The sequence below is a fragment of the Cytobacillus solani genome, assembly GCF_006704205.1.
Lineage (GTDB): Bacteria > Bacillota > Bacilli > Bacillales > Cytobacillaceae > Cytobacillus > Cytobacillus solani.
In genome coordinates this window covers 3934134-3948102 of sequence record NZ_CP041305.1, presented here as the reverse complement: position 1 = coordinate 3948102, position 13969 = coordinate 3934134, and the positions used below count along the sequence as shown (strand labels likewise).

Below are 13969 nucleotides of genomic sequence, written 5' to 3'. Positions count from 1 at the left end.
ATAATTACTAGGATTATATGGTGTAGCTGATAAACATACAAGTTAATTGACTTCATTAGCTTTTTTCTTTTTTTTAAATTTTATCTTCATTAATAACTGATTGAGTACTTCTGATATAACAAGGCCAACGGCAATCGCACCAGAAATCATAAATGCTTTTGCTGCTAACTGAATAGCAACATTGTAATCATTGACAACAAAATGACGCATCGCGTCATATGCTAAGCCACCTGGAACTAGGGGAATAATCCCAGAAACACTGAAAATGATAATCGGTGTTTTATACATTCTAGCAAAAGTCTGACTGATAACCGCAATCACAAATGCGGCAACTAAGGAAGCGACAACTGCATCGAATTCCTTATTTACGAGGAAGATATAAATAAACCAGCCAGCCATGCCTACGAACCCACATTTAAGTAATGACTTTTTAGGCGCATTAAAAAGTATACCAAACGCTGCAGAGGCAATAAAACTTGTTATTAAGTGTACAATCATTTACTGTATACCTCCGTTTACACTAATAAAAGGCGACGACAACTGCAATTCCTGTACCTATTGCACAAGCAGTTAAAAATGCATCTGCCCCTTTTGATAATCCAGACACTAAATGCCCGGCCATCAAATCCCTTACAGCATTCGTAATTAATAAACCTGGAACTAGCGGCATGACAGAACCAATAATGATTTTATCAAGCTGTGTTCCGACACCAATTTTTACAAATAGAAAGGCGATTAAACCGATTACAAGTGAGGCAACAAACTCCGAGAAAAATCGGACCTTTAGAATTTGATGAATATAGACAAAACAGACAAATCCTAATCCTCCTGCGATGACGGCTGGTATAAAATCGCTCCATTGGCCTAAAAACATCATTAAGAAGCAGCCGCTGGAAATGGAGGCTGCAATGATTTGCTGATAGATTGGAAAAGTAAAGTCTGCATCTTGAATTTCCTTCAATCGATTCAGAGCTTGTTCAGCTGTCAACTCCCCGCTGCTTAACTTCCTGGAAACCCCGTTTACCAGCGTTACTTTATATAAATCCGTTGTTCGCTCTGATATTCGAATAAATTTGGCAGGCTCTGTTCCATCAATAGAAAAAATAATCCCTGTCGGTGTTACATAGCTATGTGATTGGGGAATGCCGAACGTAGCAGCAATCCTTGTCATTGTATCCTCTACTCGATACGTTTCTCCTCCGCACTGCAGCATAATTTTCCCAGCAAGCAGACATAATTCAATCACTTCATATGTTTGGGGAAATCTATTTTCCACCCTTTTCCCTCCTAAACAATAATACATTGCCACATTCAATTATATTTCTTCATAATAAAGGAAATGTATCATGAATTAAAGAGAAATCAAGAAAGTTTTGCCTTGCACGTCAATATAAAAATCTTCGAAATATAATTATATCTGCGAAATAATAAATTTATCTACAAAATGTAAATATATCTCCGAAAGTAGATGGTTTATCTTCGAAAAATCGGAAATATCGATGTTTCGACAAAAGCCTCATGATACAACCAGAGAAAAAAGCTGCCGAACAGGCAGCTTTTCAACTATAGCGGAACGTCTAAAATAATCTTTGTCCCTCTATCCTTAATTGATTGAATCGTGATGCTCCCTTGAACGGCTTTCGCTCTTTCTTCCATACTAAAAAGACCAACTCCACGAGAAACCTCTAGTATATCAAACCCTTTTCCCTTATCTTCTATCATTACTCTTACTTCATCTTCCATTTCTCGAATCGTTACCGTTGCTTCTTCCGTATCCGCATATTTTCGTATATTCGTCAATGCCTCCTGAATTATTCGATAAATGGTAATTTCTTTATTTTCACTCAGTCTTGTATTCAAATAACAGTCAAAATGAACATTAATATGACTATGATCAGAAAAACGTACAAGGTAGGAACGAATAGCCGGAATTAATCCAAGATCATCAAGCACAGAAGGCCGCAATGCCCAAGAAAGATCCCTTAGTTCTTCGATAATTTCAGTTGCTTCCTCCTGCATTTGATCTAATAAAAGATGATTAAATTCCGATTGCAAACGATTGATTGTAATAAGATGGCTATAAAGGTTTTGCCCAATCCCATCATGCAGTTCACGAGATAGCCGTCTTCGCTCATCCTCCTGAACATTTATGATTTTCGCCATCATTAATTGGAGTTCTTCTTCTACCTTTTTTCTCTTAGTTATTTCGTGTCGAATAGCCAAATATTGATATGGTCGTCTATACTCATCCAGGAATGGAACGATTGTCGTGTCTACCCAATAATATGTACCATCTTTCGCACGATTTTTAATTTCACCCTTCCACACTCTGCCTGACGCTATGGTTCGCCACAAATCTGCAAAGAATCGTTTAGGATGATATCCCGAATTAATAATCCGATGATCTCTTCCAATTAATTCATCTCTTGAATATTTAGAAATACGGCAAAATTGGTCATTAACATAATGGATAGTCCCTTTTTGATCAGTAATAGCAACAATAGACGATGCATCAAGAGCAAATTTAAGGTCACTCAACTCATTAACCGACTTCTTCAGTTCTTCCACAACTTGTTTATACTCCGTTATTTCATTACGGATAGCTAAATATTTAAATGGTTTGCCCTTTTCATTAAGAAAAGGAACAATGGTCGTATCTACCCAGTAATAGGAACCATCCTTGGCCTTATTCTTAACTTCCCCACGCCATACTTCCCCATTTCCAATTGTCTGCCAAAGTTCTTTCATAAATTCCTTTGAATGATAACCTGAATTAATAATTCGATGATCTTTCCCTATTAGTTCCTCAGCTGAATACTTCGAAACCTCGCAAAATTTTTCATTTACATAAGTGATAATTCCCCTTTGGTCAGTAAAAGCAACAATTGTTGATGCATCAAGGGCATACTTTAAATCAACAAGCTCATTTAATTGATAGGCATTCTGAGATTTTAGTCTTGATTGATCTTTTACACTATTAAAAATAATTAGGAAGTAATTTTCATTTCCAAGTGAAAAAGCATTTATCCGAAAAAACAATGAAAAATCATGACCTTCTCGATGTTTTCCAAACTGATGAATGATCATTCCTTCTTCTGCAGCAAAAAGATTCATCTCAGGCATAAATTTATTTAGCTCTGCCCCAATCATTTCTATCCTTTCATAGCCAAATATGTGACATGCCCGTTGATTCGAATCTGATATTATCCCTTTTTCATTCACTAGAATAGTCGCATCCCCCGAAGCAGGAGTATTGTTTTTATTAAATTGTATCTGACTATCCCTGTCCATATCTGTTCCTCCTGATTGCCATTTAAAACAGACTGCTTATCATCCCTTCCAAAGTAATGGCCGCCTGTCTGACAATATTTTGTTCCTCTTTGTTTATTGGTGTATTCGTTCTTCGCCCTACCAATAAAACACCTTTTGGTGCACCCTTATAAAAAATCGGAACGGCGAAAGCATAAAGCAGCTTTTCAGCAAGCATTATCGGATATTCAAGTGCTTTTCCATGGATATTCTCAGGAAAATTATTAATCGTTATCGGACTTCCTGTCGAGATCACTTTCCCAGCAATGCCTTTTCCATATCGAACAGTGATTTTCTTATATTTGTCATTACTATTCCCAGCCGCATAATGCCACCTTACATCAGGTCCTTCTCTATTCTGTAGGGCAAGGCCAACAAAATCAGTAGCTATTTTAGATAAAATGGATTCACATGTATGAGCAATCTCAAATGATTGATTCAAGATTGCACTCCCCCTTTAAATTCCATATCCTAGTAACCCCTTTTTCAACGCAATCTCAACAAGCTCTGGCCTTGTTTTCATTTGAAGTTTTTCCATCAAATTTCCTTTATGAGTTTCAACCGTTTTGACACTGATAACTAGCTGTTCAGCAATTTCCTTATTTGAAAATCCTTTCGCAATTAAAGTCAGCACCTCTTTTTCCCGATCAGAAAGAAGATTAAACGTGTCAACATTCCCATTTCTCGCATTTCCAATATATTCCTCCATTAATCTTTTCGTAGCTGAAGGATGCAAATAAGCATTACCTGCAGCTACTGAACGGATCGCTGAAAGAAGTTCATCATGTGGAGCACTTTTTAAAATACATCCAGAGGCCCCTGCTTGAATGGCTCTGAATAAATATTCCTCATCATCATGCATTGTTAGAATGAGGATGGCCGTTTCAGGCAACAGCTTTTTTAATTCTGTTGTTGCTGAAAGACCATCTTTCCCATGCGGCATGCTTAAATCCATCACAACGACATTTGGCTTTAATTCGAGTGACTTTTGAATGCCTTCATTCCCTTCAGAAGCTTCCCCTATCACTTCTATATCTGAATGATTGTTTAAAAGCATTTTCAACCCCATTCTTACGACTGCATGGTCATCACAAAGCAGAATTTTGATCATGCCAGCTCCCCCTATCTTTGTTCGATTGTAAAGTGAAAATACATAACAAGGGATTGCATTTTCGCAAATCCCTTGTTTTTTCTCTTATATAAATGGAAGATAAAGTTCGACTACTGTCCCTTCGCCAATCTTTGATGAAAGATGCCATTCTCCCCCGATTAAATGCATTCTTTCCTTCATCGCTGCAAGTCCAGTCGATTGATGCCACCCTTTATCAATATTAAATCCTTTGCCATTATCTTTAATGATAATGGATAAATGATCGAATTGCCACGCAAAAGTCATTTCTGCCTTCACTGTGTCTGCATATCTTGCAATATTCGCCAAAGCTTCTTGACATACTCGAAAGAGAGTGATTCTTTGCCTTTCCTCTAACGGAATTTCTTTACCGGAAGTCTCTAACTCTACCTCTATTCCGTATGTCGAAGTGTACAGCTTTAGATAGCTTTTCATCGCAGGAAGCAGCCCTAAAGTCGTAAGAGTAGGAGGATGGAGCTCAACAGCCAGCAGCCGGATTTCTTGAATCGTTTTTTCAAGCAATTCAGCCATATCACTAACATATCCCTTCATCTCAACCTGTTCAACCGCATTCCCAATAAACTGCATCCCTGTATAAAGACTATATAATGTTTGTCCGACCCCTTCATGCAGTTCGAGTGCAATTCGTTTAATCTCCTCTTCCTGAGATTGAATAATATAGGAACTAATATCGTTTTTAACTGGCTGTCTTTCCATGTCACCCCTCCTTATGCCTTTTTATTCTTATGATTTGAAATATCACTAAACATCCCCGCATATTGAACTACTTCACCAGCATCGTTCTTTACTGCACTAATCGTCAGCCATTGGAGATATTCCTCTCCATCTTTACGGCTATTCCATATTTCACCTTGCCAGAACCCGTTAGTTTCAATTGAACGCCAGAGATCTTCATAAAAAGTCTTCGGTTGTTTATTCGATTTAAGAATATTCGGGTTCTTTCCAATTGCTTCAGCTGCTTCAAAGCCTGTAATCTTAGTAAAAGCTGGATTGACAGAAATGATTTTCCCGCTCATATCTGTAATCATAATCCCCTCAACTGTGTGATTTATAACTTCATTAGCAAGACTCATTTTCCCTTGGAAATACATCCAAACAACTAAAATCAAGCTTGCGAGAGCCACCTCTGACAGAGCCATAAAGCCAATCGCATAGTGACCAGTCAGATTAAATAGCAAGGTGAGGATAATTGGCGGGAAAAATCCGCCCAATCCACCCATTGCCGAAACAATCCCGTTCACAATTCCCGCTTGTTTACTAAAGTACATCGGTACCAGCTTAAAGATCACACCGTTCCCGATACCAGCGCAAAGTGCGATTGTTAAACACCCGAACGTATACCAGCCGATGGATGGAGCAAATGATAGGATCATGGCTGAAACCGTGTAAACGCCGAATACAAACATCAGAAGAATTAGTGAATGAAAACGGTCTGCCAGCCATCCTCCTATTGGTCTCATAAGTGTGGCAATGACAATAAATCCAGCTGTACGAAAACCTGCATCTACCTTATCAAGACCAAAATTCGCAACTAGAAAGTTTGGCAAATAGATGGTGAAAGCTACAAAGGATCCAAATGTGATAAAATAGAACAAGCTTAGCAGCCAAAGCTTTTCATTCTTATATACACCTTTAATTTGTTCTAAAAGCGGTGTTTTTACTTTTGTTTCTTGTTTATCCCCTAAAAGGAAGTTAGCAATAATGAAAATACCTAGAATAATGAGATATAGCTGTACAGTTGTTGACCAGCCCAATTTTGTTGCAACCACAGGTGCTGCAAATGCAGATATGGCAGTACCAAGATTTCCGGCACCGTATATCCCATTTACAAACCCATGTTTTTCCTTTGGATAATACTTTGGCAGAGAAGTAACCCCAACAGAGAACACGGCTCCACCAATTCCAAGAAATAATCCCCCTACCAATAAATCTGCTAAAGAATTCGCAACACTAATATAATAAACTGGGAATAATAGCAGAACAAAGCTGATGAGAAAAATTTTCCTTGCCCCAAATTGATTGGCATAATACCCGAGCGGAACACGTAATATTGACCCTAGAATAACTGGGATAGCTGTCACAAGTGCCAATTGATTATCGGGAATGGCAATATCTTCTTTAATAAACGGAAGTAAAGATGATATCAACACCCAAATCATAAAGCCGACTACAAGATTTAATGTTTGTAATGGGAGCTGTATTTTTCTAAGCATCTGGTCCACGCTCTCTTCTAATAACATAATTTAATCCTGCTTCATGGTCATATGCAGACCATTCATATTTGCTCATTTTCACATCTGCTTTTAACGGCACAGCGAAGAAATATTTATCATCAAAGTAAATACGCAGATGCGTCTTATCAGGACATAGTCCTGTTTTCGTTATCGTTTTTTTTACAAAAGGTGCTTGATCTTCACCGGGCTGATCTAAGATCGCTACTTCAGCCCGATGGGAAATAAATGACTCGATTTTTTCCATTTCAGTGGGTCCCACAGCTACCGCACCCTCTCTTTGCCGGATAGATAAACATTTTATAGCCTTGAAGTGTATCCCAAAATGTATCTTCTGCATGTTCCTCAATATAGGCAATGGTTTCTTCTTCTGATTGCCATTTGCTCATGCCTTTTACTTCAGCTACGACAATTTCCATGTCATCTTCAATTTTCTCGTCTAAATACCAATTTAAGCGAACACCTTTAAATAGCCTCGATAACATTTCGTCTACTTCTGCTGCAAAATTTCCGGAAGATTTTCTAATAAAACAAAAATCAAGGTATGTTTCACTGTTCATTTGACTCACGCCTTTACATTTTTCATCTTTTTATAAGCAAATAATGCGATTGGGAACAACACGATATTTAATCCGCAAAATATCAATGTGTTGACATAATTTTCATAAAAGAATTGATGAACCATATATTGTGTAAAAATAATGTTTAGGAACAAAATGAATGCAAGGACGGCAACTCCTACGTAACTACGCTTCATAACGTTTCACCCTTACTGCATAAATTGCTCCATTTTCTACTTTCACTTGAATTTCTGGAAGCGGACGTCTTGGTGGTCCGGCTGTCGGTGCACCTGTTTCTGCATCAAAGAACCCATGATGGCAAGGACAAACCATTTGGTTTTGTTCTTTCACCCAAAATACTGGGCAGCGAAGATGTGTACATGCATTTTGATAAGCAACATATTTGTTTTCATTTAGTCTGATAATAATCGCATCATCATGATCACCAGGGAATTTAAATTCCAATGAATCTCCTACCGCTAATTTGCTTACATCCGTAATTTTTTTATGCGGATACTCTTTCTCTCCTAGTCCCATTAATTCCTTTGCTGCAACAGCTCCCCATGGAAGGGAGGAAACAGCGAATACACCAGCAGCCCCAGCCAATGTTTTCATAAACCCGCGTCTATCCAATTTTCTTTCATTATTCCGTTCAATATTGTGTGTGTAATTATCTTCATTAAAGGGAATTTTATTATTTTTATCTGATGGCATTCCGAATCCCTCCTAAAATAGCTTAGTAACACCCTGTAAAATACCAGGGAGATTTACTTTCACGTTTGTTTCACCTTCTAGATAAGGCAGGCTTGTTACCCATTTGCCATTATCTAAATTGAATTGCTGCTTCTTGTTTTCAATCTCTTCGTCTGTTAGCCATTGAAGTGTATTAGATGGACAAACACTTGCACACATCGGCGGAATGCCATCCTTTGTCCGGTCAATACATAAATCACATTTATACATTAAGTTTTGTTCTGTATCAAATTTCGGTATGCCATAAGGACAAGCAATCGTACAGTTTTGACAGCCAATACATTTCTCCACTAAAGCAGATAAAACAGCCCCTGTTTCATGGATTTGTATCGCTTGCGCCGGACAGCTTCTCGCACATGCAGGATTGACACAATGAAGGCACATTAAAGGCATCGTTTGTCTGTTAACTAGAGGGTTTACATCATAAACATAGTTTCTGTTTCTTTCTTCGTGTCCGCCGCATTGTGTACATGCTGCAAGGCATGAACGGCAGCCGATACAGTTTTCTAGTTCTAAATACAGCCTCTTTTTAGTCATTTATTGCACCTTCTTCATTTCAGCATTTTCTACTTTTTCTAATTGTGCAGCACATGCTTTAAATTCTGGCATTCTTGAAATTGGATCCAATGCTGCAATTGTTAATAGATTAATAGATTGTTCGTGACCAAAGTGATATGGAACAAAGACCGTATCCTTACGAATCGCTTCTGTTATTTTTACTTTGTAAATAGCTTCGCCTCTTCTTGTAAATAGGCGGACTCTTTCTTCATGCTCCATCTTATATTTTGCTGCTGTTTCCGGATGCACTTCCACAAACGGCTCTGGACACATATCGCGAAGGAATGGAATTCTTCTCGTTTGGTTCCCTGATAGGTAATGGTAAACAACACGTCCAGTTGTTAAGCGCAATGGAAACTTTTCATCTGGCTCCTCTGCTGGCGGACGGTAAGGAAGTGCGCAAATTTTTGCTTTTCCGTCTGGATGATAGAATTTCTTGTCTAGGAACATATGCGGAGTCCCTTGATCATTTTCATCCTTACATGGCCAGAACACACCATCTTGCTTATCAATTTTATCCCATGTCGCACCGTAGTAATCTGCATAACCGCCCTTACTTGCCAAGCGGAATTCGTCTGCTACGTCTTTTGCTGTTTTTAAGTGAGAGAAGTATTTTCCTTTGCCTAACCGTTCTGCAAGCTCTGCTTGAATTTGCCAATCCGGCTTGGATTCGCCAAGCGGCTCTTGTGCCTTGTTAATTTTAATAATACGGCCTTCAAGGTTTGTCACTGTTCCTTCATCCTCTGACCATGTAACCGTAGGGAGAACAACATCCGCAAATTCTGCTGATTCAGAAAGATAGAAATCAGCACATACCATGAAGTCTAAGCCTTTTAATGCTTTTCTGACAAAATTTAAGTTGGGAGCAGATACAGCTGGGTTTGAGCATAATAGGTATAAGCCTCTAATTGTTTTTTCTTCCATTAATTCGAACATTTCATAGGCAGAAACCCCTGGCTCTGGCATTTCATCTGGTGTAATACCCCATACTTGGCATACTTCCTTTACATGCTCAGGGTTCGTAATTTTCCGGTAGCCTGGCAGCAAATCGGATTTCTGTCCATGCTCACGGCCGCCTTGACCATTCCCTTGGCCAGTGAATGTCGCAACACCTGATTTCGGACGGCCAATTTTACCTGTAACTAGCGCCATATTTGTGTAGCCTGATACATTATCTACCCCTTTATGCTGTTGTTCGATTCCACGTGCAAACATGACAACTGCATTTGGAGCTTTCCCGTAAATTTCTGCTGCTTTGATGATTTTTTCTGGTGCAACACCTGTTAGTTCACTTGTATATTCTGGAGTGAATTCTTTAACCAGCTCTTTTGTTTCTTCAAATCCGTTCGTATGCTGATTAACAAATTCTTCATCTGCATACCCGTTTTGAATTAATAGATTTAAGATTCCATTTGCAAGTGCAAGATCTGTTCCTGGTTTCAAGTCGAGATGTACATCTGCTCTTCTAGCAATTGGTGTTTCTCGCGGATCAGCGACAATAATGTAGCCGCCTCTTTCCTGTACGTTCCAGACCCGGAACATCGATGTTGGATGGCATTCCGCTGTGTTGCTTCCGGCAATGAACAAGCAGTCTGTTTCATGAATATCTGTCCAAGGCAATGTTGAACCTCTATCCACCCCAAATGAACGGAGGAAGCCACCGGCAGCACTTGACATACAGAAGCGCCCATTATAATCGATATAGCGTGTTCCGAGAGCTACACGTGCAAATTTCCCTGTTAAGTAGCACTTTTCGTTCGTCATTGACACACCGCTGAATACGGATAGTGTGTCATTCCCATATTGTTTTTGCATTTCAGTAAATTTCTTAGCAATTAAATCGTATGCTTCTTCCCAGCTTGCTTCACGGAAGCCTTCTTTCGTTCCTTTTAATGAAGCATCATCACGAATAAGCGGTTTTAAGATTCGATCATCATGATTAGTTTGCTGGTAAGCGGTAACCCCTTTCGGACACATCTTTCCAACTGTAACCGGCCAATCATAACGGGGCTCAACCCCGATGATTTTATTTGTTAACGTATTTACCCGTAAATTCATGCCGCATTGCATACCGCAATAGCTGCAATGTGTTTTTACGAGCGTTTCATTCGGATGTCTTACATTCTCTATTTCTTTGAAGAACTTATCCCTTTGCATTTTGGTTTGCCTCCTTCACTTTTACCTCATGGGTAGGGAAGCCGGAAAATTGTGCAATCCGGTATTTTCTGCGACATGGAAGACATAATTCAGCGAGATGGTAGCCTTCCTCTGTTTTAAAATGAATATCGTTCACGCCGAGAACTTCGACGACATCTTTTGATTGTTCTGTTGAGACAAATTCTGTTTCACATACTTTACATTTTTTCATCGATTGCTCCCCATAGTACTCGCGGTAATTTTTCGCAAATACACTCAACGGACGGAACGGGATATGAGCAAGTTTTCCGAACGGAAGATAGATTAAAGTAATAATAACTGTCCATTGGTGGATTAAAGACATGGCTGGCTGACCATGACCATGCATAAACATATTTAAAAAGGTTAGAAGTAATCCTGTCACACTTACTAATATCAACATAACTAATGGCAAGAAATCGTACATGAATTTCTGTTCTGCTCTTGCCTGCATATTTTTGAAACGGCGGTAAAGCACCATGCACACACCTGCAATTACCATGACAGCAGTAATATTCAAGGCATTATAGGAAAGGTTTGCGATAATTCCATCAGCTGGTACTGTCAAGATTTGCATTCCGAAAAGAATAATATTGTACATGCCATTATCATCCATTGTGAAGTACATCCAGCCAAACACGAGCGGGAATGTTACACAGCAAGCGAGGATACATCCCCAGCCGATTAACACGTGCTGCGTCCATCGGTAAATTCCCCTATTCCAGATGAAACGATATGTGGCTAAATGCTCTACAGATGTTTTGGGTGTTGATTTTCTAAAAAGCAGCTTGATTCCCTTTTTAATAATTATTTTTGTCGGCGGTCTTTCTCCCCAAGCAATAAATCGGTAAAAGAACCCGCCAAGAAAGACAATCGTTCCAACCATATAGCCATATAAATTTAAATCGATATGTGTGAACATCCTAGTACCAATGAATGTTAAGATGAAAAGTCCACAGATAGCCAGAAACATAGATTTTGCAAACTTTGAAGCAAATGCATTATTAATTGAATGGACCGGCTTTTCGTTAACAGCAGCTTTTGCCTGCATTTCATATTCCCCCTCAAAACATTTAACTTACTTTCATTGTAGAAGTTTGTAGATTTATAATATATAGGGGAAACTCCTTATCTTTTTGGGGAAATCCCCTGATATTAAAATCATATATAAAACAGTTAACTGAATGAATATTCGAAACCTTTTACCTATTCGATCGTATACTTAATAGAGGGGGCAATTAAATGAAGAAAAATATGTTAAAATTTGCCTTAATACTAATTATAGAAATTGGGTTAACGATGCTGCTTGCCAGATGGTTCTCTGTTCGCTTTATTGAATTAATGTTTTTTACTGGGATTGCATTTTCGGCAATTACGATCTCGTTTTCGAGCAGTGGAGGGGCAATGACAAGACATATTGACAGCCAGACAAGTGCAATGACTGGAATCATATCGAAAAGAGAGGAATTTACTTTACGTTTGAACTATGTTATCTTTGCTTCGATCACTTTTCTATTTATAGGGCTCATTTTCTTTGTACTACTAATAACAAATGTGATCTCGCCAGCTTAGGTTTATTCTTTCATTATGAAGTTAGATAAAAAAAGGAGTGTTAGGTAATGACAAAATCAAAAGCGAAGAAAATTCGTGAAAAGTTAACTCGCGAAGGAAAAAGGAATCCGGAAGAGAATCGAAGTCCATTTGTTTTTGCAGATATGCGGACAAGAAAAACCAAAACAAAAAAAGATTTACTTTATCAGAAAAAACAAAAGAACCATCTACCTTATAATGATATAAGTGATGGTTCTTTTGTTTATATAAATAAGAATATAATGGCAAAATCAGTTGACTTCTAATTGATTTTCTTTAAATGAAAAATAAGATTGGAGATCCCCTTGATAAACTAGTTTTTTAGAAGATGCATGTTTTAAGTCCTGAGGGGTAATCATACAAAGATGTTTGTTTGTTTCTAAAAGCTTGCCTTCTTTTAAAATAGTTGCGACAAAATGAGAACAAAAATAAGCATGCTTGCGTTGAATTCGCTTATTTAAAGCCAGTGCGAATAAACCTAGTAAATTATAGCGATATTTTTGCTTATTCTCTTCTATTTCCTTAATTAGACGAAGCATATTTTCATACTGCTTTTCTGTTACCGAATAAACATACACTGCACATGTGGCATTTCGGAATAATTCCGAATGCATATCTTCCTTTACAAATCCGCCAATAAATGGATTTCTTGGTCTTTTTCTGCCAAAGCTATATACTTCCGTTAAATCACAATCAAAGCCTATGGATGCGTGGTTATGACTTTCCTTCGTATATAACCTTATCATTCTAGTAAATAATGTCCCTGTATCGGTAAGCAGAAGATACACTTTCCTTTCTCCCATAAATCATCCTCCTGCAATCACTTATCGAAAAGGAATCATCTAAAATCATAATCCTATTCGTTCTTTACGCTTTTATTAAATCAAAGTCTAACAATCGCCATAAGAATCTAGAGAACTATTATTCTCTAGGACTTGAGAAGTAGGGATGAATCTTCTATAACAAAATCATAACAAATTCTGTCCCACTATTCATATCCAATATTATACAAAAATTATATAGAATTGGGTATTAAAAAGGTAAAATCATTGTTTCCTTTGAATATACATGAAGAAAGCGAATGAAGGAAGGGGAAAAACATGACTTTCTGGATCCTATTGTTTGTCATTCCAATTTGCGTGATTGCCATTGTTGAAGAGCTGATTTATTTTTTTGTAAACAAAAGGGTCTTTGGCCCTTCAAATTTAGAACTTGCTTCGGTTAAAGGGTTCAAGCTGCTATTTAAAAAATTCAAAAAGATTATTTACCCTAAGTCTATCAACCAGGAATAAGATTATTGATTAAACGTTGAAACCCTAAACTATTGAAAAATATTTTGATTTAACGGAATCCTCTTATGAAAGAAGGAAGAAATCACCTGACTAACCCAATACAAAATGTGCATATTAATAATGTAATCATTTTATTGGAGGGTTTACAATGAATAAACAAGGACATTCTAACTCTGATCAAACTAGGGGACAAATTGAAAAACAAGATAAGCATAATGATATCGAACTTGGTTCAGAGTTCCAAATTAGGAATAATTCTTCACAAAGTCAGAAAAAAAGCGGAAAGCAAGTGAATAAAAAGTAAGGTAAAAATCCCCGTTAATTTAAATGGGGATTTTTACCTTACTATAA

Annotated in this window: 19 protein-coding genes; 4 read left to right on the top strand and 15 right to left on the bottom strand. The window is 37.8% G+C overall.

The genetic code is table 11. The features are described from left to right. Positions 1–42: 42 nt before the first annotated feature. The 14 genes from FI644_RS19835 to FI644_RS19770 form a co-directional block, all read right to left on the bottom strand. A complete protein-coding gene (locus FI644_RS19835; RefSeq protein WP_053476511.1) occupies positions 43–498 on the bottom strand; it encodes a threonine/serine exporter family protein in 456 nt (151 codons plus the stop codon). 22 nt (positions 499–520) lie between these two features. Next, complete coding sequence (locus FI644_RS19830; RefSeq protein WP_053477561.1) at positions 521–1303, bottom strand: threonine/serine exporter family protein; 783 nt, start codon at positions 1301–1303, stop codon at positions 521–523. A 260-nt stretch (positions 1304–1563) separates the two neighbouring features. Beyond that, positions 1564–3291 (bottom strand): sensor histidine kinase, encoded by a 1728-nt coding sequence (locus FI644_RS19825; RefSeq protein ID WP_053476512.1) that lies wholly within the window; start codon positions 3289–3291, stop codon positions 1564–1566. 22 nt (positions 3292–3313) lie between these two features. Then, positions 3314–3751: a GAF domain-containing protein gene (locus FI644_RS19820; protein WP_231690092.1), complete on the bottom strand. Its 438-nt coding sequence runs from the start codon at positions 3749–3751 to the stop codon at positions 3314–3316. Between the two features lie 15 nt (positions 3752–3766). After that, positions 3767–4420, bottom strand: a complete 654-nt coding sequence (locus FI644_RS19815; RefSeq protein WP_053476514.1) for a response regulator — start codon at positions 4418–4420, stop codon at positions 3767–3769. Between the two features lie 84 nt (positions 4421–4504). Beyond that, positions 4505–5155, bottom strand: a complete 651-nt coding sequence (locus tag FI644_RS19810) for a sensor histidine kinase (protein ID WP_053476515.1) — start codon at positions 5153–5155, stop codon at positions 4505–4507. Positions 5156–5166: 11 nt separating this feature from the next. Continuing rightward, positions 5167–6672 carry a nitrate/nitrite transporter gene (locus tag FI644_RS19805; RefSeq protein WP_053476516.1) on the bottom strand — a complete coding sequence of 502 codons (1506 nt, stop codon included), beginning with the start codon at positions 6670–6672 and terminating at the stop codon, positions 5167–5169. Then, the gene (locus tag FI644_RS19800) at positions 6665–6937 is read right to left on the bottom strand and encodes a hypothetical protein (protein WP_053476517.1); all 273 of its coding nucleotides are present in this window, start codon (positions 6935–6937) and stop codon (positions 6665–6667) included. The genes FI644_RS19805 and FI644_RS19800 overlap by 8 nt, the downstream gene beginning before the upstream one ends. A gap of 1 nt (position 6938) precedes the next feature. Then, positions 6939–7250, bottom strand: coding sequence for a hypothetical protein (locus FI644_RS19795; protein WP_053476518.1), 312 nt, complete (start codon positions 7248–7250; stop codon positions 6939–6941). Between the two features lie 5 nt (positions 7251–7255). Further along, positions 7256–7447 (bottom strand): hypothetical protein, encoded by a 192-nt coding sequence (locus FI644_RS19790; RefSeq protein ID WP_053476519.1) that lies wholly within the window; start codon positions 7445–7447, stop codon positions 7256–7258. Continuing rightward, entirely contained in the window at positions 7437–7964 is a 528-nt protein-coding gene (locus FI644_RS19785) for a Rieske (2Fe-2S) protein (RefSeq protein ID WP_053476520.1), read from the bottom strand. The genes FI644_RS19790 and FI644_RS19785 overlap by 11 nt, the downstream gene beginning before the upstream one ends. Positions 7965–7976: 12 nt before the next feature. Next, positions 7977–8540, bottom strand: coding sequence for a 4Fe-4S dicluster domain-containing protein (locus tag FI644_RS19780; RefSeq protein ID WP_053476521.1), 564 nt, complete (start codon positions 8538–8540; stop codon positions 7977–7979). Continuing rightward, entirely contained in the window at positions 8541–10718 is a 2178-nt protein-coding gene (locus FI644_RS19775) for a molybdopterin oxidoreductase family protein (protein ID WP_053476522.1), read from the bottom strand. Beyond that, complete coding sequence (locus FI644_RS19770) at positions 10705–11787, bottom strand: respiratory nitrate reductase subunit gamma (RefSeq protein ID WP_053476523.1); 1083 nt, start codon at positions 11785–11787, stop codon at positions 10705–10707. Before FI644_RS19770 ends, FI644_RS19775 begins: the two co-directional genes overlap by 14 nt. A 191-nt stretch (positions 11788–11978) precedes the next feature. On the opposite strand from FI644_RS19770, the gene FI644_RS19765 reads away from it, so the two are divergent. Both FI644_RS19765 and brfA read left to right on the top strand, forming a co-directional pair. Further along, entirely contained in the window at positions 11979–12308 is a 330-nt protein-coding gene (locus FI644_RS19765) for a hypothetical protein (protein ID WP_053476524.1), read from the top strand. A 47-nt stretch (positions 12309–12355) separates the two neighbouring features. Next, positions 12356–12592: a ribosome rescue factor BrfA gene (gene brfA / locus FI644_RS19760; protein WP_053476525.1), complete on the top strand. Its 237-nt coding sequence runs from the start codon at positions 12356–12358 to the stop codon at positions 12590–12592. Here the strand turns inward: brfA and FI644_RS19755 are convergent. Then, positions 12578–13129: a hypothetical protein gene (locus FI644_RS19755; protein ID WP_053476526.1), complete on the bottom strand. Its 552-nt coding sequence runs from the start codon at positions 13127–13129 to the stop codon at positions 12578–12580. The two genes, brfA and FI644_RS19755, sit on opposite strands and share 15 nt — an antisense overlap. Before the next feature lie 297 nt (positions 13130–13426). Here FI644_RS19755 and FI644_RS19750 point away from each other — a divergent pair, with 297 nt between their 5' ends. Both FI644_RS19750 and FI644_RS26430 read left to right on the top strand, forming a co-directional pair. Further along, positions 13427–13618, top strand: a complete 192-nt coding sequence (locus tag FI644_RS19750) for a hypothetical protein (RefSeq protein ID WP_056685203.1) — start codon at positions 13427–13429, stop codon at positions 13616–13618. A 148-nt stretch (positions 13619–13766) separates the two neighbouring features. After that, positions 13767–13922, top strand: coding sequence for a hypothetical protein (locus tag FI644_RS26430; RefSeq protein ID WP_172797648.1), 156 nt, complete (start codon positions 13767–13769; stop codon positions 13920–13922). Positions 13923–13969 lie beyond the last annotated feature (47 nt).

Coding starts and splice junctions, on each gene's coding strand:
- FI644_RS19780 (WP_053476521.1), bottom strand. CDS start 8,540: ATGACTAAAAAGAGGCTGTATTTAGAACTAGAAAACTGTATCGGCTGC.
- FI644_RS19785 (WP_053476520.1), bottom strand. CDS start 7,964: ATGCCATCAGATAAAAATAATAAAATTCCCTTTAATGAAGATAATTAC.
- FI644_RS19755 (WP_053476526.1), bottom strand. CDS start 13,129: ATGGGAGAAAGGAAAGTGTATCTTCTGCTTACCGATACAGGGACATTA.
- FI644_RS19795 (WP_053476518.1), bottom strand. CDS start 7,250: ATGAACAGTGAAACATACCTTGATTTTTGTTTTATTAGAAAATCTTCC.
- FI644_RS19775 (WP_053476522.1), bottom strand. CDS start 10,718: ATGCAAAGGGATAAGTTCTTCAAAGAAATAGAGAATGTAAGACATCCG.
- FI644_RS19825 (WP_053476512.1), bottom strand. CDS start 3,291: ATGGACAGGGATAGTCAGATACAATTTAATAAAAACAATACTCCTGCT.
- FI644_RS19765 (WP_053476524.1), top strand. CDS start 11,979: ATGAAGAAAAATATGTTAAAATTTGCCTTAATACTAATTATAGAAATT.
- FI644_RS19770 (WP_053476523.1), bottom strand. CDS start 11,787: ATGCAGGCAAAAGCTGCTGTTAACGAAAAGCCGGTCCATTCAATTAAT.
- FI644_RS19810 (WP_053476515.1), bottom strand. CDS start 5,155: ATGGAAAGACAGCCAGTTAAAAACGATATTAGTTCCTATATTATTCAA.
- FI644_RS19805 (WP_053476516.1), bottom strand. CDS start 6,672: ATGCTTAGAAAAATACAGCTCCCATTACAAACATTAAATCTTGTAGTC.
- FI644_RS19835 (WP_053476511.1), bottom strand. CDS start 498: ATGATTGTACACTTAATAACAAGTTTTATTGCCTCTGCAGCGTTTGGT.
- FI644_RS19800 (WP_053476517.1), bottom strand. CDS start 6,937: ATGGAAAAAATCGAGTCATTTATTTCCCATCGGGCTGAAGTAGCGATC.
- FI644_RS19830 (WP_053477561.1), bottom strand. CDS start 1,303: ATGTATTATTGTTTAGGAGGGAAAAGGGTGGAAAATAGATTTCCCCAA.
- FI644_RS19790 (WP_053476519.1), bottom strand. CDS start 7,447: ATGAAGCGTAGTTACGTAGGAGTTGCCGTCCTTGCATTCATTTTGTTC.
- FI644_RS26430 (WP_172797648.1), top strand. CDS start 13,767: ATGAATAAACAAGGACATTCTAACTCTGATCAAACTAGGGGACAAATT.
- FI644_RS19815 (WP_053476514.1), bottom strand. CDS start 4,420: ATGATCAAAATTCTGCTTTGTGATGACCATGCAGTCGTAAGAATGGGG.
- FI644_RS19750 (WP_056685203.1), top strand. CDS start 13,427: ATGACTTTCTGGATCCTATTGTTTGTCATTCCAATTTGCGTGATTGCC.
- brfA (WP_053476525.1), top strand. CDS start 12,356: ATGACAAAATCAAAAGCGAAGAAAATTCGTGAAAAGTTAACTCGCGAA.